Annotated in this window: 25 protein-coding genes; 1 reads left to right on the forward strand and 24 read right to left on the reverse strand. The window is 46.1% G+C overall.

All coding sequences use genetic code 11. The features are described from left to right. Positions 1 to 30: 30 nt before the first annotated feature. From flhB to R7P69_RS23330, 9 genes are all read right to left on the reverse strand, one after another. Positions 31 to 1,161, reverse strand: coding sequence for a flagellar biosynthesis protein FlhB (flhB, locus tag R7P69_RS23290; protein WP_005380490.1), 1,131 nt, complete (start codon positions 1,159 to 1,161; stop codon positions 31 to 33). Between the two features lie 3 nt (positions 1,162 to 1,164). Beyond that, positions 1,165 to 1,947: a flagellar biosynthetic protein FliR gene (fliR, locus tag R7P69_RS23295; protein ID WP_005384463.1), complete on the reverse strand. Its 783-nt coding sequence runs from the start codon at positions 1,945 to 1,947 to the stop codon at positions 1,165 to 1,167. 8 nt (positions 1,948 to 1,955) lie between these two features. After that, a complete protein-coding gene (gene fliQ, locus R7P69_RS23300; protein ID WP_005380488.1) occupies positions 1,956 to 2,225 on the reverse strand; it encodes a flagellar biosynthesis protein FliQ in 270 nt (89 codons plus the stop codon). A gap of 24 nt (positions 2,226 to 2,249) precedes the next feature. Continuing rightward, on the reverse strand, positions 2,250 to 3,119 hold the full coding sequence (gene fliP / locus R7P69_RS23305) for a flagellar type III secretion system pore protein FliP (RefSeq protein ID WP_053306691.1): 870 nt from the start codon (positions 3,117 to 3,119) through the stop codon (positions 2,250 to 2,252). Then, positions 3,106 to 3,519 carry a flagellar biosynthetic protein FliO gene (gene fliO / locus R7P69_RS23310; RefSeq protein WP_005380480.1) on the reverse strand — a complete coding sequence of 138 codons (414 nt, stop codon included), beginning with the start codon at positions 3,517 to 3,519 and terminating at the stop codon, positions 3,106 to 3,108. Before fliO ends, fliP begins: the two co-directional genes overlap by 14 nt. Before the next feature lies 1 nt (position 3,520). After that, positions 3,521 to 3,931 (reverse strand): flagellar motor switch protein FliN, encoded by a 411-nt coding sequence (fliN, locus tag R7P69_RS23315; protein ID WP_005380479.1) that lies wholly within the window; start codon positions 3,929 to 3,931, stop codon positions 3,521 to 3,523. 58 nt (positions 3,932 to 3,989) lie between these two features. Beyond that, a complete protein-coding gene (gene fliM / locus R7P69_RS23320; protein ID WP_005380478.1) occupies positions 3,990 to 5,036 on the reverse strand; it encodes a flagellar motor switch protein FliM in 1,047 nt (348 codons plus the stop codon). A gap of 7 nt (positions 5,037 to 5,043) precedes the next feature. Continuing rightward, positions 5,044 to 5,547: a flagellar basal body-associated protein FliL gene (gene fliL / locus R7P69_RS23325; protein WP_104975528.1), complete on the reverse strand. Its 504-nt coding sequence runs from the start codon at positions 5,545 to 5,547 to the stop codon at positions 5,044 to 5,046. An 85-nt stretch (positions 5,548 to 5,632) separates the two neighbouring features. After that, complete coding sequence (locus R7P69_RS23330) at positions 5,633 to 7,486, reverse strand: flagellar hook-length control protein FliK (RefSeq protein WP_238952074.1); 1,854 nt, start codon at positions 7,484 to 7,486, stop codon at positions 5,633 to 5,635. Between the two features lie 280 nt (positions 7,487 to 7,766). Here R7P69_RS23330 and R7P69_RS23335 point away from each other — a divergent pair, with 280 nt between their 5' ends. Further along, positions 7,767 to 8,081 carry an NIPSNAP family protein gene (locus tag R7P69_RS23335; protein ID WP_213876293.1) on the forward strand — a complete coding sequence of 105 codons (315 nt, stop codon included), beginning with the start codon at positions 7,767 to 7,769 and terminating at the stop codon, positions 8,079 to 8,081. A 40-nt stretch (positions 8,082 to 8,121) separates the two neighbouring features. Here R7P69_RS23335 and fliJ read toward each other — a convergent pair whose 3' ends face one another. The 15 genes from fliJ to R7P69_RS23410 form a co-directional block, all read right to left on the reverse strand. After that, complete coding sequence (fliJ, locus tag R7P69_RS23340) at positions 8,122 to 8,565, reverse strand: flagellar export protein FliJ (protein WP_005380474.1); 444 nt, start codon at positions 8,563 to 8,565, stop codon at positions 8,122 to 8,124. A 6-nt stretch (positions 8,566 to 8,571) separates the two neighbouring features. Next, entirely contained in the window at positions 8,572 to 9,891 is a 1,320-nt protein-coding gene (fliI, locus tag R7P69_RS23345; protein WP_005384474.1) for a flagellar protein export ATPase FliI, read from the reverse strand. 3 nt (positions 9,892 to 9,894) lie between these two features. Beyond that, positions 9,895 to 10,695: a flagellar assembly protein FliH gene (gene fliH, locus R7P69_RS23350; RefSeq protein ID WP_238952075.1), complete on the reverse strand. Its 801-nt coding sequence runs from the start codon at positions 10,693 to 10,695 to the stop codon at positions 9,895 to 9,897. A 71-nt stretch (positions 10,696 to 10,766) separates the two neighbouring features. Further along, the gene (fliG, locus tag R7P69_RS23355) at positions 10,767 to 11,822 is read right to left on the reverse strand and encodes a flagellar motor switch protein FliG (RefSeq protein ID WP_005380470.1); all 1,056 of its coding nucleotides are present in this window, start codon (positions 11,820 to 11,822) and stop codon (positions 10,767 to 10,769) included. Then, complete coding sequence (gene fliF, locus R7P69_RS23360; RefSeq protein WP_005380462.1) at positions 11,815 to 13,557, reverse strand: flagellar basal-body MS-ring/collar protein FliF; 1,743 nt, start codon at positions 13,555 to 13,557, stop codon at positions 11,815 to 11,817. The genes fliG and fliF overlap by 8 nt, the downstream gene beginning before the upstream one ends. Before the next feature lie 14 nt (positions 13,558 to 13,571). Next, a complete protein-coding gene (fliE, locus tag R7P69_RS23365) occupies positions 13,572 to 13,883 on the reverse strand; it encodes a flagellar hook-basal body complex protein FliE (protein WP_005384482.1) in 312 nt (103 codons plus the stop codon). A 122-nt stretch (positions 13,884 to 14,005) separates the two neighbouring features. Then, the gene (locus R7P69_RS23370; protein WP_005394318.1) at positions 14,006 to 15,415 is read right to left on the reverse strand and encodes a sigma-54-dependent transcriptional regulator; all 1,410 of its coding nucleotides are present in this window, start codon (positions 15,413 to 15,415) and stop codon (positions 14,006 to 14,008) included. A gap of 36 nt (positions 15,416 to 15,451) precedes the next feature. Further along, a complete protein-coding gene (locus R7P69_RS23375; protein ID WP_005380459.1) occupies positions 15,452 to 16,483 on the reverse strand; it encodes a sensor histidine kinase in 1,032 nt (343 codons plus the stop codon). 199 nt (positions 16,484 to 16,682) lie between these two features. Then, on the reverse strand, positions 16,683 to 18,149 hold the full coding sequence (locus tag R7P69_RS23380; RefSeq protein ID WP_053304424.1) for a sigma-54 dependent transcriptional regulator: 1,467 nt from the start codon (positions 18,147 to 18,149) through the stop codon (positions 16,683 to 16,685). 287 nt (positions 18,150 to 18,436) lie between these two features. Continuing rightward, positions 18,437 to 18,847 carry a flagellar export chaperone FliS gene (gene fliS, locus R7P69_RS23385; RefSeq protein ID WP_005380457.1) on the reverse strand — a complete coding sequence of 137 codons (411 nt, stop codon included), beginning with the start codon at positions 18,845 to 18,847 and terminating at the stop codon, positions 18,437 to 18,439. A 12-nt stretch (positions 18,848 to 18,859) separates the two neighbouring features. Then, positions 18,860 to 19,165, reverse strand: coding sequence for a flagellar protein FliT (locus tag R7P69_RS23390; RefSeq protein WP_005380456.1), 306 nt, complete (start codon positions 19,163 to 19,165; stop codon positions 18,860 to 18,862). Between the two features lie 3 nt (positions 19,166 to 19,168). Continuing rightward, positions 19,169 to 21,163: a flagellar filament capping protein FliD gene (gene fliD, locus R7P69_RS23395; protein ID WP_238952076.1), complete on the reverse strand. Its 1,995-nt coding sequence runs from the start codon at positions 21,161 to 21,163 to the stop codon at positions 19,169 to 19,171. 21 nt (positions 21,164 to 21,184) lie between these two features. Then, the gene (gene flaG / locus R7P69_RS23400) at positions 21,185 to 21,619 is read right to left on the reverse strand and encodes a flagellar protein FlaG (RefSeq protein ID WP_005384493.1); all 435 of its coding nucleotides are present in this window, start codon (positions 21,617 to 21,619) and stop codon (positions 21,185 to 21,187) included. 92 nt (positions 21,620 to 21,711) lie between these two features. Further along, positions 21,712 to 22,842 carry a flagellin gene (locus tag R7P69_RS23405; protein WP_238952077.1) on the reverse strand — a complete coding sequence of 377 codons (1,131 nt, stop codon included), beginning with the start codon at positions 22,840 to 22,842 and terminating at the stop codon, positions 21,712 to 21,714. A 288-nt stretch (positions 22,843 to 23,130) separates the two neighbouring features. Next, positions 23,131 to 23,259, reverse strand: a 129-nt coding sequence (locus R7P69_RS23410) for a flagellin (protein WP_267363462.1), incomplete at its 5' end; no start/stop codon positions are given.

Here is a 23,259-nt window from a genome sequence, read left to right on the forward strand (position 1 = left end):
AGCTTTTTTAAGGCTTTACCGCTTTTCGTATCAATGACGGTGCTCGGGCGGGATTGGCAAATCATAATCTTGAATTTTCGGGCGCTGTCCACCTCGTTTTCGGTATTGCTTCAATTGGAATACAAATGCCAAAACCTGAGCGACGGCAGTAAATAACCCATCGGGGATCTCTTGCTCGAGCTCTGTCGTGTGGTACAACGCACGAGCCAAAGGTGGTGCGGGCACAATCGTAATGTCATGTTCGCGGGCGACTTCTCGAATCTTCATCGCCATGTGGTCAGTACCTTTAGCGATCACGACTGGCGCACGGTCTGTCTTCTGTTTATAACGAAGCGCTACCGAGAAGTGCTCTGGGTTAGTAACAATAACATCAGCTTGAGGAACGTCCGCCATCATTCGACGTTGAGCCGCTTCCCTTTGCAACATACGAATACGGCCTTTCACTTCCGGCTTACCTTCAGTCTCTTTGTATTCGTCTTTGACTTCTTGCTTGGTCATTTTTAACTGATCGGCGTGCTGCCAAATTTGAAATGGAATATCGATGGCAACCACAATCAATAGCGAGCAACTGATCAGCAAAATAAAGTTCAGCAAAATATCTAAAGCATGGAAGATGTTTTGCGGATACACATCCATGCTCAATTGAATCAGATCGGCCTGTGATGCTTGGATCAAATAGATGGCGACACCAGTGACCAGAACCACTTTAAGGATTGATTTGATCAACTCTACCCAGCTTTGCATTCCAACCATTCGCTTTAAGCCGCTAAGCGGATTCATTTTCGACAGCTTGGGCATGGCCGCTTGGGCAGAAAAACTGATTCCTCCCACACCTGCTGCTCCAATCATGGCGGCGGTAAACAATGTCGCTAACACCAAAAATAGTGGGAACAACAAATCACTCATCGCGCCCAAAGCGATATCAAACAGTTTTGCAGTATCGAAAATCTCTTCTCGTTGAAGATCAAATAAACGGCTCATGATGGAAAACAATGAACGTGCTAACGCCTCGCCAAACCACATCAATGAAATGGCGCCAACGATCAGCACAGATGCTGATGCAAGCTCTTTAGATCGAGCGACCTGCCCCTTTTCTCTGGCTTGTTGTAACCGTCGGGGCGTGGCTTCTTCGGTGCGTTCCTGACCGTCTGATTCTGCCAAATCTTAGCACTCCAAGCGAATAAGCCGACAAATCTGCGCCTCACCCACTGTCCAGAACATTTCATAATGACTGTATAGACCAGCCAGTATGTACCAACAAAGTAATAGACCCACCATCAAAGCAAAAGCAAAACCAAGCGAGAAGATATTCAGCTGTGGTGCGGCACGGGTCATTACACCAAACGACAAGTTAATGGTCAGTAGCGCAATAATGCCAGATAGAGACATACTCAGTGCCGTTTGGAACATAATACCAAGCCAGCCTGCCATTTCACGGAAATCAACCGCGTTGAGCGAGCCGGAGCCAATCGGCAAAGTTTTAAAACTGAACACCACCAATTGCAGCATTTTTAAGTGTCCATCGGTGGCAAGGAAAAACATTGTCGTTAAGAACATGAATAACTGGCCAAGCAATGGCGTGTTCTGACCATTTGCGGGATCAACCATAGAAGCAAAGCCCAAACTTGATTGCATACCCAATATTTGACCAAGTAGGACAAAGGTTTGAATCATAAATTGAGTAACCATACCCATCGCTATGCCGATGATCATTTGCTCGGCAATGGTCATGAAGCCACGAAACGAGAGTAGCTCAATGTCTTGAGGTACAGCGGGGATGGCTGGCATGACAGCGAAAGTGATGGCTAAACCGAGGTAAAGGCGGATTCTTGGCGAAACAAATCGGGCCCCGGTTACTGTCATCACCATCAACATGGATGAGATACGAACATAGGGCCAGAAGTAGTTTGCGATCCAATCTAAGACAACGCTAGTGGGGTACTCCATAGGCGCCTCTAATAAAGCACCTGAGGTAAGCGTTCAATCAAGCCATAGAAATATTCCATCAACATTTGCGTCATCCAATGCCCAAACAGCATCAGGGCCAAAAGCGTGACAATCAAACGCGGTAAGAAGCTCAATGTTTGTTCGTTGATGGATGTCGCAGCTTGAAAAATCGCGACTACAAGGCCGATAAGCAAGCTTGGGATGATAATAGCGCAGACCATGATAAGCACCATCCAAAGTGCTTCACGGAAAAGCTCGACAAACATTTCTGGTGTCATGTCTTATCCTCTATCTGCGCTTATCTAAAGGGCAAAGCTGCCCGCGAGTGTCGAGAGTATCAAGTTCCAACCATCGACCAATACGAACAACATCAACTTGAACGGCAACGAAACAATCATAGGTGACAACATCATCATACCCATTGCCATCAATACCGAAGCGACTACAAGGTCAATAATCAAAAACGGCAAGAAGAGCATAAAGCCAATTTGGAATGCAGTTTTTAGCTCTGAGGTGATAAAAGCCGGAATCAACACCGCCATCGACACATCTTCTGGATTCTCGACTTGCTCTCCTGACATGGTTACAAACGTCTCCAAATCTTTGATTCGGGTCTGTTTAAGCATAAATGCTTTCATTGGCGCTTGTGCAGCATCAAACGCTTCTCGCGCCGTAACTTGCTCGTTCAAATAAGGCTGAACAGCTTTGTCGTTGATTTCGTTCAGGACAGGAGACATAACAAAAAAGGTCAAAAACAGCGCAATACCAATAATGACCTGATTAGAAGGCGTTTGTTGCAAACCCATTGCCTGACGCAATATCGACATCACCACTACAATTCGAGTGAACGAGGTCATCAGAATCACCATTGCAGGCAAGAAGCCAAGCATGGTCATTAACGCTAAAATTTGTAGTGTAACCGAGTAGTCTTCACTGCCATCAGGGTTCGTGGTCATGGTGAATGCTGGAATACCACCGCCACTAGAAACGGACATAGCACGGCTAGCACCAGTATCACTTTGCATAGCCTGAACTGTAACACCACTTCCATCGGTTAAGTTATCTGGCAGCGCTGACTCCTCTGCTTCAGCAAAGGTAAATGAAGAAAACAGCACGCCGACAAAAAGTAACAACGTACTCAGGAGCAAACGAATTGGATTACCCTTTGTCATGTTTTTTGATCAGCTGGCTAAATTGAGTCGCAAAAGCATTGGTCGCCAACTCTTCCTCTTTCAGTGGCTTATCTAACTTGGCTAAAGTTTGGATCGATTGGCTAGTAATCCCAACCAAAAACTGTTCTTCACCCACTTGAACTACTGCGATTCTTTCTTTTGTACCCACTGGCAACTGACTCACTATACGCAAGCCCTTTTGTTGTCCCATCGCTGGCACTTGCATACGTTTCAGCAACCAAGCCAGCAAAAGAATCACGCCGATTACAAGCACAAGCGAGCCAAGTGTCGTCGCAAGATCCAGATTATTTGGTGCGGCAGCGAATGCATAAGGAGCACTTAGCATTAAGCTCAGTGCTCCAGTGATTTGCTTCAATCGCATTTTGATTGAACGACTCATCTTAACGCAGCTTCTTAATTCGTTCAGTTTGGCTGATCACATCCGTCAAACGGATACCAAACTTATCGTTGACGACCACGACTTCGCCGTGAGCAATCAAAGTACCGTTAACCAATACGTCGAGCGACTCACCGGCTAGACGATCCAACTCAACAACCGAACCTTGGTTAAGCTGCAACAGGTTCCGAATGCTAATTTGAGAACGACCGACTTCCATCGAAATCGTCACCGGGATATCCATAATAGTGTCGAGTTTACGACGCTCATCTTCGCTAATTGGGCTTGAAGTGTCTTTTAGCTCTTCCAGTGGCGCAGCCAATACTTCATCTACGTCTACAGAAGGGGCAGACGGGTCTTCGCCAAGAGCGGCTGCCCATTCGTCTGCTAGCTTTTGATCGTCACTTGGTTCCATTTTTCTATCCTGTGTTACGCCTAACTCATGCCATAGCATGTCTGTTTAATAAGGTATCTTAATGGTCTATATCGTCTTCACTCTCAAGCTCGGACATGATGTCTTTACCTAAGAAAGCTAAATCTGTTTTGACGACATGTGGGCGCTCAATTTCCTCAGAAATTTGCACCGCTAATTTGTCTTCCGAACGACCCATTTTTACGCGATAGGTCGGTAGGTCTTCTACAAACATCGTCGCATGTTCTGGCATTTCAATCGGGATGATATCGCCCGGTTGCAGCTCCATGAGATCACGCAAAGAAATGTCTTTTTCGAGCAAGTTCACGCGGAAGTTAACCGGACAATCCATGATCTCTTCACGTAGTGCTGAGCTCCAGCGAACGTCCGTTTCCATCTTGTCGGACTGAACACCTGCATCCAATAGTTCACGGATAGGCTCAACCATGGAGTAAGGCATAACGACATGAAAATCGCCGCCACCGCCGTCAACTTCTATATGGAAGGAACTCACGACAATCACTTCTGTCGGGCTGACAATGTTTGCCATGCTTGGGTTTACTTCAGAGTCGAGATATTCGAACTCTACCCCCATCACTGGCGACCACGCTTCTTTATAATCTTCAAATACAATTTTCAGTAACAACTGAATGATGCGGCGTTCCGTTGGGGTAAATTCGCGGCCTTCGATTTTGGCGTGGAATCGACCATCACCGCCAAAGAAGTTTTCTACCAGAATAAAGACTAAACGAGCCTCCATGGTGATCAACGCAGTGCCTTTTAACGGACGAAAACGCACCATGTTCAAACTGGTTGGCACGTACAATGTGTTCTGGTATTCACCAAACTTCATCATCTGCACGCCATTGATCGACACCTCTGCCGTTTTACGCAGCATATTAAACAGACTAATACGCATGTGCCGTGCGAAGCGCTCGTTGATAAGTTCGAGCGTCGGCATTCGACCACGTACGATTCTGTCTTGCGACGAGAAATCAAAATTGACGGCACCCTCAGTGTCGTTTTCTATCGGTTCATCGACGTCATCAACATCGTCAACCCCATGCAATAGCGCATCAATTTCGTCTTGGCTTAATAGATCGGTCACGTTTTACCTATTGAATAACAAAATCTGTAAACAGTACTTTTTCAATCACTGGCTTACCGACCGCAGCATTCAGCGCTGCTTTGATATCTTCGGAAGCACGATCGCGCAATTCCACTCGTCCTGTAGGAGAGCGCAATTGATCAACCGTCGCGGAAGCAAACGTTGATAGCATAGAGCTTTCAATCAGTGGCGAATGATACCGCGCCAACTCTTCATTTTCTGCACCGCGAACCATTAACTGCGCTTTAATTTGAACCAACCTATCGCGGCTATCCCCAGTAACGTTAAATACAAATGCCTGAGGAAGATTCACATACGCGATGGGCGCAGCATTCGATGCCTTCACTTGAGCCTGTTGAGACGATTCAGCCTGAGCAGGTTCATCAGAGCCCATTAGAAAAAATGCCGCTGCCCCGCCACCAAGTAGTAATACTACAACAGCGATGATGATGATAAGTAACTTGCTTTTTCCTTTCGGCGCATCGGCCCCTTGTAACTGTTCTTCTGCCATTCTTGTCTCTTATTGTTCTTTTGAGTTACCAAGACGTTTTAGTGAGTTGCTTGGTAACCGTATGCCATTGCCGTTAAACGGCCTTTTATGCGTAAAAACTAATTCCATCACGCTTTGAAGCGACATTCAAATCCAGATTGACATCAGATTCAAAACCCTCTTCGGACTGTCCAGAAAAACCGCCACTTTGCGCGCTTTGACCATGTTGTTCAGCAGTATATCTACCTTGCTGTTGCCCGCTGTTTTGTTGCTGGACGGAAGAATCAGCCAGCTGCATACCTTGTTGCGCTAACATTTCTCTCAAACGAGGGAGCGTCTGTTCAATAATGTCACGAGCTTGCGGGTTGTTCACTGTAAAATGTACATTGGCAACGTCATTATTCATGGTCATACGAATTTGCATACGACCTAACTCTGGTGGGTCAAGACGAATATCGAGATTTTTCAGATTCTTCGACATCATCATTTGCACTTTTTCCGCAACTTGCTCGTTGGCTAGCTCTTTAGTTAGTTGCAACGGAAGCTGAGCTTGTTGTGCAGCATCAATACGCGTTTGTTGCTGCACATTAATTCCTTGCTGACCTGCCATAGCCTGAAGCTGTCCAGCGAAGCCATGTTGGAGGTCCGACTTATCTTGTTTATCCACAGTCGCCTTTAGCGCACCAGTCGCCAATGCTGCGTTCATCACTTTCTGGCTAATCTCTCCGTCTTTCACACCTTGAAGCGACGTCGGCACTTGCGCTGCTATCAACGTATCGGGCGTTGGAGATAATGCGACTTTTTCTCCACTATGAGCAGTTTGTGGCTGGAGTACTTGAGCCGCTGTATGCTGGATTTGCTGAAACGCTGCCATAGGTCCAGCCTGGCGAGTTAAATTATGTTGTACTTGTTGCTCTGCGAGAATCTGTTTAATGTCATTAGGGAGCGCAACAAATTGGGCAAGGTCTTGCTCAGGAATATCCGCCGTGATCGTTCCTTGTTTCAACCTTTCAATGATCTGAGCTTCTTGCTGAGTCAGTGGTTTTCCTTGCGCCAACTTGGTATCTATAACTTCAAGTTCATCCAAGGAGACTCGTGGAAGCGCGTCGATGTTGGAACCATCAACGTCTGTTAACAACGGCGGCAGATCATTAGCTACTTCACCACTGACTGCGCTCTTAGTCGTCGGATGGCTGGCTTGTTTCGCTAGCTCTTGCCAAGCAGCAAACTCAGACGAGAGTTTGTCGACATCGATAGGTTGACCATTCTTATCTAAAATTGGTTCTAAGTCTTGCCCTGGGATCATCTGTGCTTGTTCAAGAGAATGAACTGATGGCGTTTCATTCAAAGCCAGCTCATCAAGGTTTGTCGAAACGGTTGCTTGCTCGTGGAACGAATGCACTAAATTCGCGCTCTGAGGCAAAACTTTGCCACTATCGATGGATGCATTACTCGCATTCAGGGTTTGATTCGCTTGTTCAATTCGACCAAGAAGCTGTTGTCCTTCGCCCATCGTGCTTTTTACGTCCATTGTATTTGATGGGTTGCTCGTATCGACTGATGTTGATTTCACTTTTTCAATAGCTTCAACATCATTCTCCAAAGGTGTGCTGTTACTCGCCTTTTGTAAACTTGCTTCTTCACTTAAGGTTGCATTCGGTTTGTTTGCTGATATTTCATCAAAACCATGGGTCTCGTCACTGACGGATTCTTGGCTTTCTTGCGCCAACAATTCGTCCGAGACGTTAGCAGAAGAAGTACTGCCTACATCCGCTCTTTCTTTTTCTTCAACCACTGTCGATTCTGTTGCTACTTTTTCGGGCTTTTGTTTACCAGCAAACGCATCGGTTAACGTTTCTAAAAATCCCTTGCTCTCAGTGCTCTCTGCGGACGCTTTAGCGGACACATCAGAAACTGGCGTCTTGGTAGTCGCAGATACATGGGACAAATTCACACTCATTTAGAAACTCTCGTTCTCGTGGCTCTGAGTATATCGCTGGCAGGCAGCAATACTGGCGGCAAACTAAGGTCAAAAAGACCCGACACTGACAGCTAAAATGCAAAAATCACACCACAATATTGAGCCAATTCTCGGCAAGCTAATAGATGGCATGTTTATGGAACAAACATCAACAATACTATCCGATAACCTGGTTCCTAACATGATGTACAGCTACTTGATTGACTTTGAAAAACGATAAGCGTAAACAGACACTTGGCTTAACAATTAAGGAATCACTTTGAAGATCACAGAATTACGCCAATATAGAATCAGAGCAGGCAAAACAGAACAGTGGCTAAGTTGGATGAAGGAAGAACTGTTGCCCTATCAACGCTCACAAGGCATGCGTGTACTGAATACTTACGTCCACACTGGTGATGATGGACATGACTATTTTGTTTGGCTTAGAGAGTTCGACAATGAACAAGCACGCCAGGTTCTCTACGAAAAAACATACAACGAGTGGTGGGTTCGCGAGATTCGACCGAAGGTATTTGAGCTAATTGAACAAGACTCAATCAAAGTTACCTTACTTGAATCGGTAGAGATGTAGTCAACTGCAACACCGTAATGCAATATCGAACCGATAACCTTTAGAAACGATGTGGTTTTCGACTGTAAAGTAAGGTGGAAAACTCGTCCATTTGCTTTTGTTCGCGCTTAGCTTCAGCAAGTTGTTTCTCTTTTTCGCGTTTGTCTATCATCCACTCATAGGATTTGCGTTCTTTACGCACGGTTAACCAATATTCTTTACAGTTTTCAACCTGCTCTTTGAAATGACTTTCTGCTTGCTTTTGCTTAGATAAAGTTTCATCTAGCTGGGTAAGGAATCGATTTAAGTGTCCATATTGACTTGCCGTTAGGCCCGCCTGACCACGGTCGACGAGCTGCTGGCAATAATCAAGCCGATACTTTTCAATTTGTTCAACCTGACGGTAATAATCTTCGAGTTCAGAACGCGCTTTGTTCAGTGCAAGCACAGCTTGGTCTTCACGATCCTTAGTTTGCTCAAGTAGAAACTCCATCGCATTATTCATGCGCTATCACCCACCCAAAATGTTTCTAAGCATATTGACGCACATATCGTATGGCACCGATTCTTTCATGCTCTGCTGCAAGTATTCGTCTAACTTCGGTTTCAAAGTAAATGCGCCATCAATAGCAGGATCGGTACCCGGTTTGTACGCTCCAATCGAGACCAAATCTTGATTCTTGCGACAAATAGACAAGACCTGTCGCACCGCTTTTGACATCAGAACGTGCTCTTCGGTCGTGATTTGCGGCATAACACGGCTCACCGACTTCTCGACATCAATCGCCGGATAATGGCCTGCATCCGCCATTTCACGAGAAAGAACAATATGGCCATCAAGAATGGCTCGCGATGCATCCGCTATCGGATCTTGCAAATCATCCCCTTCGGTCAACACGGTAAAGAACGCCGTAATCGAGCCTTGCTCGGCACTTCCATTACCCGCTCGCTCAACCAGCGCTGGCAGCTTGGCAAATACAGAAGGCGGGTAGCCTTTCGTCGCTGGCGGCTCACCAACAGAAAGTGCGATTTCACGCTGTGCTTGTGCAAAACGAGTCAACGAGTCCATCAATAGCAGAACATCTAACCCTTGGTCCCTGAAGTATTCAGCAATCGTTAATGCCGTTTGGCACCCCTTTAAGCGCATTAGAGGTGAAGCATCGGCAGGCGCCGCGACCACCACTGAGCGGCGACGACCGTCCTCACCCAAGATCTCTTCGATGAACTCTTTAACTTCACGTCCACGCTCACCTATCAGGCCGACGACCACAACCTGTGCGGTGGTGCCTCGCGTCATCATGCCAAGCGTGACCGATTTACCCACACCAGAACCTGCAAACAGACCGATACGCTGACCTTTACCAACCGTCAACAAACCATTGATGGCTTTTAGGCCAACATCGAGCGGTTCAGAAATTGGTTTTCGAGCCAACGGGTTGATCGGCTCGGCATTAAAAGAGGCACGGTGATCGGTATACAAAGGGCCAAGTCCATCAAGTGGATTCCCAACCCCGTCTATCACGCGCCCAAGTAACTCCATGCCGACAGGCAAACCAGCGTCACTGGTTAAAGGGGTGACTCTCGCGCCAGGTAAAATGCCCGTAATTTGTTCGCTTGGCATTAAAAATAGGTTGTCACCTGAAAAGCCGACAACCTCAGCTTCCATCTGACCTGACATGGTTTCCACTAAGCATAAACTGCCAATTGGTGCGCGACAGCCGGTCGCTTCCAACGTTAACCCAACCACACGCACCAGTTTGCCAGAGGCGACAGGGCGCGTCGTAAGGCCTTCAACTTTGTAGCTTTTTAATCGGTCAGCGAGTGCTTGCATGGATTACTCACCCTCTTGATGACGGTTTGCGCCACAAAAGCTGTGCAATACGCTTTTGACGCGTTCTTCCATGCGATAATTAATGCTTGATTCACCTGCTTCAATCTGGACGTCACCTCGATTGAGCGATGGCTCAGCAACTAACGTCCAGTTGCGACAATTAAGGTCTTCTTCACCATAAGCTGAACGAATAATCGCGACATCTTCTGGATTCAGGTGCAAGGTAATAGGGTGGCCTGATATTGGTAGTGCTTCGACCGACTGCTTCACTGTATCTAAAATAATTTGAGGGTTGGTTTGTACGTCAACGTGCACCACTTCTTTGACTAAACAGAGCACCATATCCACTAGCTGCTTTTCAACCTGAGCATTCATCAACTCCAAAGGTTGAGCAAACTGATTGGCCAAGTTCATAAAGGTTTCAACTTGCTGCTGAATGTATTCTTGCCCTGCAGTTACCCCTTCAGCTTTTCCGAGCTCGAGACCTTCAGCATGGCCGGCTTGCAACCCTTCTTCTTTACCTTTGTCGTAACCTTGCTTAAAGCCAGCTTCCTGACCTTGATGTAAGCCTTCTTGATAAGCACCTTGCTTAATCAGTTCAATTTGCTCTTCGGTTAGCGCAAGTGGCTGCTCTTCTTCAGGCTCATCAAAATTCGGCACCCATCCCGGGTCATAGTTGAACGCGGTTTGTTTTGCTTGTTTGGCTTTAGGCTCGCCATAATCAGGCAGCCCCCAACGTTGAGGTTCGATCATCGAATCATCTTCATCAGGACGGATAAATCCACGTTTTCTATCGCCAGCCATGGGTTACCTATTGTGTGTTCGATTAAGAAGTGAGGGGGCTCCGCAATAGGATAATTGCGAAGCAATAGAAATTATAAGAATTCGTCAGCACCGCCAGATAGCATGAGCTCACCAGCATCCGCCATTCGACGGGCAATTGCTAAGATTTCTTTCTGAGCGGCTTCTACATCTGCCACTCGTACTGGCGGCATCGCTTCTATGTCATCACGCATCATATCAGCAGCACGTTTAGACATGTTCTTGAAGACTTTCTCACGTAACGAGTCATCTGCACCTTTGAGTGCTTTTTGCAACACGTCTTGTGGTACGTCACGCAGCAACTTCTGAATACCTTGGTCGTCCACCTCGACTAAGTTTTCGAAGACAAACATTAGGTCTTGGATTTGCGTCGCCATGTCTTCGTCCTGATCGCGAATTTGCTCCATTAACAAACCTTCGACGTTGTTGTCTAGGTAGTTCATGATCTCCGCTGCTGCTTTCAAGCCGCCAATTTTGGCTGCTTGTGCACCCGCTTGACCCGCGAACTGTTTCTCCATGATTTCGTTCAGCTCTGCCAATGCTGATGGCTGAACTTCTTCAAGGTTGGCAATACGCATCATCAGATCCAAACGCACGCGCTCAGGGAACTGAGACAAAATCTCTGCAGATTGGTCTGCTTCTAAATAAGATAATACGATAGTTTGAATCTGTGGGTGTTCATTGACAATAATGCTCGCCACTTGGCGTGGGTCCATCCATTTCAAAGAATCCAAACCTTTTGAGCCCGTACCAAGTAGGATCTGGTCAACTAAGTTGTTGGCTTTGTCTTCACCAAGAGCGGCAACCAGTGCATTACGCATAAAGTCTTCGCTGCCCATACCAATGTTGGTGTATTTCTGGATATCCTCCAAAAACGCACGATGAACAGCAGATACCTTGTCTTGGCTGAGATCCTTTGCGCGAGCCATCGCACTACCAACACGCTGAACCTGTTTTGGTTCTAGGTGACGGATAATGCCAGCTGCATCTTGTTCATTAAGACTCAATAGCAAAATTGCCGCTTTTTCTTCGCCAGTAATGGTTGAAACATCCAGCTCTACTGGCATTCCCGCAGCGTTATCATCTTGAGGTACGATATCGTTAGCCATTGTCATTCATCCAGTTTTTCACTACTTGAGCAGCCAGTTCAGGTTCATTCGCCACCAGAGCGCGAACCGCTTTCAATACATCTTCATCTTTATGAAGGTTTGGCAAATCAATACTTGATCCAAACTCGAACAGTTCGCTGCTTTCGATGTCACTGCCAATCAAGCTAGTTTCACCATCCGCACCAATCGGCAAGCCGTCTGGTCCGTACATTTCGTCTTCATCATCGCTGGTAGGGTTAAGCAATTTCTTCATTGCTGGGCGAACCAGAACCAACACAACCACAATAATCACTAATGCACTTGCGAACCAACGAACCCAATCACTGAAGTTAGGGTGCTCCCAAATTGGTGGTTCTTCTAGCTGCTCAGCCTCTGGCTCAGCAAACTTTACACTCAATACATTCAGCAAATCGCCACGGCCTTGATCAAAGCCAACGGTACCAATTAATACTTGGCGAATGGCATTGATTTCAGATTCGGACATTGGGGTATAAGTCACTTCACCCGTATCAGGATTAACTTGACGACGGTCTTTAATCGCAACAGAAACGGTCTGACGAGCCACCGTCCCGGTCTGCTTTCGCTCGTGGCTGATGGTGGTATCTAGCTCAAAGTTACGCGTGGACTCTTTACGAACTGACCCCTGCCCCATGACAGAACCATCTTTCATTTGAGCCACATCTTGCGGAATAGAGGCATCCGCTGGAGGCTGATTACTCAACGCACCCGGAATACCCGCTACCATGTTACCGTTATTGTAATCTTCGAGTGCGTACTCACTGCGGGTCGCAGGGGTGTTCGGATCAAAGCGTTTGCGAGTTTGTTCAACCGCACTGAAATCCATTTGGATATCAACCTGCGCCGTATAGTTGCCATAACCTAAAATGGGTAATAGTACGGAATCAATTTTTTCGCGCAGCGCTTGCTCTTGGCTGCGTTCTAATTCTTGTTCTTTGCGTCGCGCCGCAGAAGCAGGATCTTGGGAGCCTGAGCTGAGTAAGCGGCCATGCTGATCTGTGACGGTAATTCGAGAAGTTTTCATTCCCGGCACGGCACTCGCTACCATGTCGACAATAGAATCCACTTCTTGCTGCTTAAGGTTAGTGCCTGTCGACAATGTCAAAAATACCGACGCAGACGCTTCTTGGTTATGACGCACAAACACGCTGTGCTTTGGCAGTGCCAATAACACTCGTGCTTTGCGAACTTGCTTCATCTCTTCAATTGCTTGAGCTAATTGGCGCTCTCGACTGAGTTTCAGACGCTCTTGCTCAAGACGTTGTGAAACACCAAAGCCCATGTCTTGCAGCAAAATATCATCGCCTGCTTCTGTAGCTTGGTTAACGCCGGAACGAACCATGCCAAGTTTGATCGAGTTGTACTCACTCGATTCAACAGAAACAGTATTGCCATCAAGCTTATAATTGATTTTCTGCTGGTCCAGATAATCCAGAACGGGGATCAATTCTTCGGTCTCATACGCACCAAGTGGGCGCATCTCCGGTTCTTTGACCCAAAAGAACAGCATCACGATCAATGCAACACAGATGGATATCGACAGCACAAGCACAACCTGACGAAGTAAATCGAGGTCGCCCACTGCCATATCGAATTTTGACGCACTGCGCTCCTCTAGATCTGGATTTTGACTTTCCACATCCACATCGGAACTTGCTACCAGTGCACCATCTGAGCCGCCTTCAGTGACGGTTAAATCTGTAGACTTGTCTGCCACACTTATTACCTAAATTACACTGGCATGTTCATGAGGTCTTTATATGCCTCAACGAGTTTATTGCGAATTTGAACCGTCGCATCAAAAGCGACACTAGACTTGTTACGAGCGATCATAACGTCAGAAAGGGATACATCGGCATCACCACGATCAAAACGGGTTTGTAAATCACCAGATGCTTTTTGAAGTGTGTTCACGTTATTGATGGCTTTAGTTAGGAGATCGTTAAAATCCGCTCCAACTTTCGCCCCACTTGCAGTAGGAGCCGTATTGGTTGCTTCTACCATCATGGCGCGCATTTCTGCCTGAATACCATCAATTTTCATTAGCACCTCTAAGCCAAAAGATTGACTATTAACAAAACTGATTATTGACACAGCAATTAACGTGCCATAAGACATTGGCAATCAATTTACTTACACTTTTTGTCTTATGGCCGTTGTCTGTGTTAATTCGGGATATCTATACCAGCATCACGCATTTTGGCAAGCTTATAGCGCAAGGTTCGAGGGCTTATACCCAGTTTCTCCGCCATTTCTTTGCGTCGACCATTACACTCAACCAAAGTCTCCAAAATAATGGCGTATTCTTGATCGCGCAGCTCGCTGCCTAAGCCTTCTCCACCAGTTACTGGGCGGCTGACACTCTCAGCTTGAGCAACTGGCTTAACATTGGGCACGACCATATCTGCGTTTTGCACCACGTGTTGCAAGCTATTGGCATCTTGCCAATCTACGCCCTCAAGCAAAATGTGCTCTGCATCGATGTCGCCATTTTCACTTAATATCAGCGCTCGTTGAACCACGTTATCCAATTCACGAACATTACCCGGCCAAGGGTATTGCAATAGTTTTTCTAACGCAACGGTCGAGAATTGAGGCACTGGCATGCCCATTTTGCTGCAATGACGCTCAGCAAGATGCTTGGCAAGCGGTGCAATATCGCCTTTACGTTCTTTAAGTGCAGGCCACGCAATTGGGAATACATTCAGGCGGTAATATAAGTCCTCTCTGAAGTTTCCTTCTGAAACGTATTGCTTAAGATCACGGTTACTCGTCGCTAACACACGAACATCTAACTTGATGCTTTTGCGACTGCCTAGGCGCTCTACTTCTCGCTCTTGCAAAACACGCAATAACTTCGCTTGCAGGTTCAAGTCCATCTCACTGATTTCATCAAGTAAGATTGTGCCACCTTGCGCTTGTTCAAACTTTCCTGGGCATGCCTGAACAGCACCAGTAAATGCGCCCTTTTCATAGCCAAACAGTGTTGCTTCGAGCATATTGTCAGGAATCGCGGCACAGTTAATTGCGACAAAAGGACCATTTTTACGATTTGACGCGTTGTGAATATAACGCGACATCACTTCTTTACCTGAGCCACTCGGACCTAGCACCATAACATTCGCATCTGTACGTGCCACTTTATCGGCCAACGCGAGTAAGCGCAGACTTTTCTCATCAGCAACGATAGCATCACCGTTGTCATCACTTTTTATCGGTGCATAACGACTGACCATATTTAGCAACACTTCTGGTGCAAATGGTTTCGCCATGTAGTCAATCGCGCCATCTTTCATTGCAGACACGGCATCTTCAATGTTGGCGTACGCCGTCATTAGCAATACTGGTAAGTTAGGCCAATTCTGCTTGATGCTTTTGAGCAGAGCTAAGCCACCCATACCCGCCATTTGCACATCAGAAACGACGATATCAACCGTATTCGATTTCAGCTTCAACAGTGCATCTTCAGCACAGTCCGCTTCCAACCACTCATACCCTGCCAGAGCCAGAGTATCGACTAGGGCTTCACGAAGACCTTCATCGTCTTCTACGATCAGCACTTTGCTTTGCGCCATTATGATTCTCCAGAAATTATTATTACCAAAAGCCGCTTATTGCGCTTCTGTTTGCACTCGCTCTAGCGGAATGCACATGGTGAAGCAGGCTCCATCACCCTGCTCTGAAATAAGCTCCAATCGACCGTCATGGGCACGGCAAACCATTTGAACAACTGCCAACCCTAATCCAGTTCCTTGAGAACGTGTGGTAAAAAATGGCTCCATGATTTTGGCTTGCAGTTCTTCGGGCACACCCGGTCCGCTGTCTTGCACAGAAATGCGTAACTCACCATTTACCGGGCGGAAAAAAATATCGACTTGCGATTCTTTACCAGACATTTGAATCGCATTCATGACCAGATTACTCAATGCAGATGCAATGGCGTTCGCATTGCCTAGTAGTTCAGTTTGTTCTTCTTCCACTTCTAGGCAGTAATCAATACTGTTGTTTTTTAGCGCGGTTTCGACCATCGGCTGATATTCCGCTACCAACTGGGCAATCGTAAATGGCTTAATGACTTTATTATCACCACCTTTAGCAAAAAGCAGCATATCATTAACCTGCTTTTCCAAATCGTGCAGTCGATCCATTAATTTGGTTTGGAAGCGATCTTTTGTCGCTGGAGGAAGATTTGGCGCTCCCAAATTGGATGCATATAACATAGCGCTCGACAGCGGCGTTCTTACTTGGTGAGCAAGCGATGCAACCATACGTCCTAACGACGATAAGCGCTGTAAATCACTGACACGAGCTTGAAGTAAACGGGTTTCGGTTAAATCGGTAATCAGGATCAATTGACCTGTTGTGGACGCCGAGATGGCGAGTCGAACTTTACGGCCATTACGTAATGAAACTTCGTGGCCATCATCTTCACGTGGGTCAAACACCGCCTGGATAACGTTGAACCATTTTTCGTTAACCAGTGGAATCTCAAGAATTCGGTGCGCTTCTGGATTTGCTTCACGCACTACTCCGTACGTATCGAGCAAAATCACTCCAGCAGGCATCACATCGAGCACCTGTTTGTAGCGCTCAACCTGATTCTCTACGGAATCTAAATGGGATTGATTGGTGTTGTTATCCATTACTGCCTGTCGAAATATCGCCGCTAAAACTAAAATAGCTTGGTAAGCAATTAGCGTACCAAGCTATTTTCTATATTTATCAGGACGTTAAGCTATCGACAATAAGTTGACACTCAGAGATAACGGTTTTGGATGCCAGAAAAACGATGTTAACCAGCCCAAGTGATTATTCAGATATCGTCTTAAAACTTCACTTTACCTAGCGCTGTAAGTTGTACTTACGCATTTTTTCCACCAGCGTAGTACGTCGCATACCCAGCATGTCGGCCGCTCTTGCTACAACGCCACCCTGCGCTTCTAATGCTTGGCTGATCATATTAACTTCTAAATCAGCCAGCAGCTCTTTCAAATTAACCCCTTCCGGTGGCAGCGCTTGCGGGGCGTTCATGCTGTGATCAAGGTCGTCTTGATCTTCAAAGCTAAAATCTTCAGAGAAGATATCTTGGAATACATCACGCTCTTGCTCTTCCACCGAAACAAATGGGTTGCTCTCTGGTTGGAACTCTGGGATGTCACTGTAGCGATATTTGGTTGGTAGATGGTTTACATCCACCAAGCTATTTGGATACAGAATAATCATTCGCTCAACAAGATTAGCCAACTCGCGTACGTTGCCCGGCCAGTTATGCTCCATCAGTGAGTTGATTGCACGAGGTGTAAAGCAGATAGGTTGTCCGCCCTCCGCCTCTAAACGTGTCATCAGTTCTTGCAGCAGCAATGGTATATCTTGTTTGCGCTCTTTCAGCGCTGGCATCTCAATTGGAAACACGTTCAGACGATAGAACAAGTCTTCTCGGAACGTACCTTCTTCAATCATATTTTCTAGATTACGGTGTGTCGCCGCCACAACTCGAACATTTACCTTGATGGTACTATTGCCACCTACACGTTCAAAGCAGCGTTCTTGCAATACACGAAGCAACTTTACTTGCATCGACATTGGCATATCGCCAATCTCATCAAGAAAGATCGTGCCACCGTCTGCGAGCTCAAATCGACCTTTACGGGCAGTTAACGCACCAGTAAACGCGCCTTTTTCGTGACCAAATAATTCGCTTTCTAGGAGCTCAGGCGGTATTGCACCACAGTTAATAGGTACAAATGCGCCATCGCGGTATGAAGAGTGATAGTGGATGTTACGCGCAACAACTTCTTTACCTGTACCGGACTCACCTAAGATCAACACGTTTGCTTCCGTGTTTGATACTTGCTCAATCAGGTGTCGAACTTCTTGAATACCTCTACTTTGACCAACTAAGCTGCGAAAAAGCGTGTTTTTGCGTGCACTAGCAACAACATTCACTCCTTTTCGCCCCAGAAAATCTTTGCAGTGGCGTAACGCTTCACTAAGCTGTGGGTAATTAAGCGGCAGCTCTAGTTCACCAACAAAATTTGGAAGATCATCAACAGGCAAAGGAAAACGGCCCATGACTAGAAGAGGGATGTGGTAAGCGCTGTTTAAATGAGAGATAACCGTACTCGCCGCTTGACCTGCTGGAATATTACCAACAATACAGCACGACCATACGCTAGACCAATCAACAACGCTGAGCTGATCAGAACTGACCGCTTCGCAATTTTCTCCAACAAATTCCAATATATTGCTTAAATTTAAACGACTTGATGCGTCATCATCAATTACAAGCAGCTTTGCCAAACCATGCATAAGTAAGAATGATTGCCTTTATTTTAGGTGCGTTGCGGCCAAACCTTGATTTGCGCAATTGGGTGCTAAAGAAGGCAGAACCACCACACTCAATTTACGATAGACAAAATAGGAAAATCAGCAACAAAAAAGCCATTAGGGCTACTAATGGCTTCTATTTTATTTGAATATAAAAATAAGGCAACCAAGCAATGGAGAGGTGTGAGCTTGATAGAAACTTTGCTACACAACTCGTTGCGCAATTGACAAATATATTCGTCTAGTATCTTAACGCATTGTTTTGACTATTAAATACCAACTTCAGCAGCGGTAAGATTATGAAACTCTGTTGGGATTTGGTCCCAAGCGGACTTGATCTCACGGATAATGTCGATAACGTCGTCGATCAGCTGAGGCTCATTTTGATGGTTAGCAGCAGAAATTTGCGTGATCATAAACTCATACAGTGAATCTAAGTTTGAAGCAATATCACCACCGTCATCCATAGATAGACAGCTGCGTAGCGCGATAATGATGTCTAACGCTTTACCCAAGCGCTCACCTTTTGCTGGAATATTGCCTGCTTGCATGGCTGCTTTACCTTGAATAAGGCGCTCAATCGCACCAGCCATAAGCATTTGAATGACTTTGTGCGGAGAAGCCGCGCTAAGCTGGCTGTCGACTGATACCTTTTTGTATGCTTGCAAAGAACCGCGCATAGTAATCCTCTTTTAAATAAATTTTTTGTACTGCTGAAGTGAACGCTGGCCATAACGAAACTTATGGAGCTCTTTTCCGACCTTTGACGTTTCCGATTGCATCAGCTCGACAATTCTTTTGGTACGAGTTAGCAATGCTTGCCACTCTGCATCCTGCTTAACCAAAGGATTTTGATGAATAATTGGTAACAGGTTTTGCAATAACCGTTCCCTGATATCGACCAAGCGAAGAATTTCTTCAGCATTAAAATCAATTTTTTCTAATTCTTGCGTAATTAGTTGATCTATATCACTAATTTCCATGAGTTCTTTTTGCATTTATTAACCCAACGCACTCATCAAAGCGCCTAACTGGCCTTGCATTTTACCGGTCGCATCTTGCATCGCGGTAAACTTCGCATGAGTACGCTTCTCTAGGCTTTCCATGCGGCGATCTAATGCCGCTTGATCGTCACTCAAACGGTAGTTTTGTTCTGTGAGACTTTTTTCTCGAGTACGAATACTGCCTGTAATACCTGTGATACCGTGAATCGCATCTTCTACTCGTTTAGCAAAACCTGTGTTGCCACCGAAGAACTTTTCTAACTCGTTGAAGTTATTGTTCAACTGGCGGTCTAGCATGTCATAGTTGATTTCTAGGGTGCCTTGACGTGTGGTCGTAATGCCAAATTCTGTTAAGGACTTTAGGTTTTCAGGTGCTTTATCGATTCGAGTAGAAAAGACCGATTTTAATCGTGAATCTGCACTGCGTACGGTGCTGTCACCTGACAACGGCCCTTTTTGACCCGTTACCGGATCCACACTCGCCAACGCTTGGGAGGTTTGATAAAACGAGTTATACGCTGCCACAAAGTTTTCGATATCGTTGCGTACACTTTGACGGTCGTACTCAACACCAATTTCAGCAGGCGGTTTATTCGGTTCTGATTTGCCTTTTAGTGTTAAATCAACACCTTCGATCGCATCTTCAATCACATTGTTGTGGCTAGATAGCTTTGCCACGCCATCAAGCAGAACTTCTGAATCTTGCCCTGCTTGTACTTCTGTCATTCCAAGGTATTCTTCAAAAGCAGATTGTGCCTTTGCGATTTTCGCTTCTGCTTCATCAATTTTTTCCAGACGCTCACGTTCTTGAGGATCAAGTTTAGCGCGATGAATTTGCTTAGCTTGCGCTTCGGAAAGTTCACCACGTGCCACTTTTTCGTCTAACGCTTGCTTTTCACTCGCAATTTTTTGCTCGATTTCCGCTTTTTCTTGCTCAAGAAGCTGCTTAGCCTCTTTCGTCGTAACGTAAGAATCGGTTAGGGTGCCCGATGCGGCATTATTCCAGCCTGGTACATCTGGTGCCTTCTCTATTGCCTTTTCGTCGAGTTCAAGCTCTGGTTCTTCATAAGAGTCCAACAAAGTACCTGACGCAGTTTCTGTCCACCCTGGAATTCTGTCTTCAGGGCGTAAGCTCGCGCGTCGGTTGGCTTCATCAATGGCTTCTTGACCAGCTTTGGCTGCTTCTGCACCCGCCGCAGAGATTGGCGCTTGCGATGCATCATCTTGTACATCGTCTGCCGCTTTTTGCTCTTCTGGAGGTAGAGGATTGCCGTTTGCATCCAGCTCTTCTGCTGGTTGTTCCGGAAATTTAAGAGGACCTAAGACATCTTCCGCCGCTGAACGAGCTTCTTCAAGCGCGTTGACGCGGTCTTCAAGTGTTTGGTATTCGAAATATTTAAGAGGGTTGCCTTTTTCTGCCTCCACACTGACTCTGATTTGATGATCCTTACCAGAGAGGTTAGAAGCAAGGATAAGGCGTGGACCTTCGGCGTCGTTAATAAGAGATGCACGAACGCCAGGGTTATCTTTAGCGCCATTGATGCCACGTACGACATCGATGAGCTTAGATCGGGAACGAACATCGATATTAAAACGCTCATCACCAAGCGAAATCTGCAGCTTACCAGGGCCAAATTTTGCGTCTTCTGGCAATACGTCAGAAGCGACTTTATGGCTCTGAGCAAGCTGCAACACATCGATAGCATATTTGCCAGCGATAGCATCTGTGGTTGCCGTGGCAGATACGATATTGTCATCGGTCGTTTCGACAGTGCGAACGGCAAATGCTTTCTCCTGACGAAAGTTCGCCATGAGATTTTTCATCGTATCCAATGATTCTCTGAGTCGTCCGTAAGCACTGATACTGGCATTAATTGTCGTGCGTTCGTTGTCGATGCGTTGCTGCTTTGGTACGCGTTCGGCATCCACAATTTTGCTGACCATGGAATTAATATCCATGCCGCCAGACATCCCCAAAGGGCCTAAACTCATCAAATCACCTCTAAAAACGACTTACACTTTTTCAGTCAACAACCCGCTGTTGGCTGTGTGCTCAGCTAGGCGACGCAATACCACTAGCATTTCTTCATCAGGAATTTGACGAATCACGTCACCGGTATTGGCTTCATAAATCGTCACCACATCTCGTCCGGATTCTTCATCCACTCGAAATGCGACTCCTTTGTTTATGGACGTTACAAATTCATTCATTTGTGCGACCAATTTTTCACGTTCTTCTTTGTTCAGTTCTTGACGGCTTTCAGCCATCTCGATCGCAGCTTGAACAGAGAAGTCGTATTCGGTGTTTTTCGCTTTTTGCGGCGAAATCTCACCATTTGAATTTGCTGGGCTAGACGTGCCTATATCATTGCCATTTTTATTTGCAAACTTTGTGCCATTTGGCGTGCCGTAAGGCTGGATGTTCGATGCGTAGGAGGATATATCCATTACAATCTCCCTTCCACCTTATGGGCTAACGATAGAATCTATCGCTTTGGTGCCCCAGCACTAAGGTGTTGACCTCAGGCTGGGTTTACCACTTAGCCCAACAAGCTTAGCGCTGCAGATGGAGACTGCTTCGCTTGAGCCAGGATTGAAGTACTTGCTTGCTGAAGAATTTGCGACTTAGTCATCGCAGTGGTTTCCTTCGCGTAATCAGTATCTTTAATACGGCTTTTAGACGCGTTAACGTTCTCGTTAATGTTGTCTAGGTTGCTGATTGCGTGGTTGAAGCGGTTTTGGAAAGCACCGAGTGAAGCTCGTTGGCTGTCTACGGACTTAAGAGCACCGTCGATAACCGCTACTGCTTCTTGAGAGCCAGCTACTGTGGTTACATCGATGTCTTTCACTGTTACGTCTTTCGGGCCACCAAAGCCGATCTCGTCTGCTAGGTTGCCAGAAAACTCAACATCACCTTCAACTTTTTGAGAAGAAGCATATACTTGTAGTTTGCCATCTTCGCCAACAGAGGCTTTTACATCATCGTTTTGACCGTTGATGTATGTCGCTAGCTGTTCAATATCATCGCCTTGCTTAGCGCTGATTGATAGCTCTTTCTCTTCACCCTGCTTGTTGGTGTAGCTCATTTTGAACTCTGTTTTCTCACCAACAGTCCAAGAGGCGTCTTTACCCTCTTCTGCTGCGTAGCTCTTACCACCCATTGCTGAAGTGTCTGAGCGTAGGTTACCCATAGAAAGCATCACTGCTTCACCTGAGTCCGCACCGATTTGGAAAGATTGAGTACCGTAAGTACCGTTTAGAAGCTTGTTACCACCGAAAGAGGTAGTTTCAGCAATACGGTTTAGCTCGTCGTTTAGCGCTGTTACTTCTTCTTGGATCGCTACACGTTCTGCTTTTGAGTTAGAGCCGTTCGCCGATTGAAGCGAAAGATCACGCATACGTTGTAGGATGTTGGTAGATTCATTCATTGCACCTTCAGCAACCTGTGCAATAGAAATACCGTCGTTTGCGTTTTTCACTGCCATGTCTAGGCCACGGCTTTGTGCATTCAAGCGGTTTGAAATCTGTAGACCTGCAGCATCGTCTTTCGCGCTATTGATTTTATAACCCGAAGACAAACGCTCCATAGATTTTTGTTGACCGTCAGCTGCCTGGTTTAGGTAACGCTGTGCAGTCATCGCAGAAACGTTAGTATTAACGTTAATCGCCATAATTGATCTCCTTAAGGCTTTAGTGAATGTACCGTCGTGTCTCTCACCTCACTTAGGTACATCTCATTTCTCTCAGTCCCTTTAACGGCGACCGATGAATATCCTTTAGAAGAAATTTTCAATTTTTTGCGATTATTTTCTTTGGCTTACTGAAATGTGATGAAGCTCTAATGTCGTGATTCGCAGAAATCCTGGGGGCCCAAAAGACAGAAAAAAACCCAGCCGAAGCTGGGTTTACTCGCTCATCTCTCACCACGAGCCAATGAGGTTCTCGTCTTAGGTTTGAAATTAACCTAGCAGACTTAGCGCTGAGTTTGGCGCTTGTTTCGCTTGCGCAAGGATTGAGCTTGACGCTTGCGATAGAATTTGTGATTTGGTCATTGCCGTCGTTTCTTTCGCGAAATCTGTATCTTTGAT

Origin of the sequence: Vibrio sp. 661 (genome assembly GCF_033339315.1) — a bacterium.
Taxonomy (GTDB): domain Bacteria; phylum Pseudomonadota; class Gammaproteobacteria; order Enterobacterales; family Vibrionaceae; genus Vibrio; species Vibrio alginolyticus.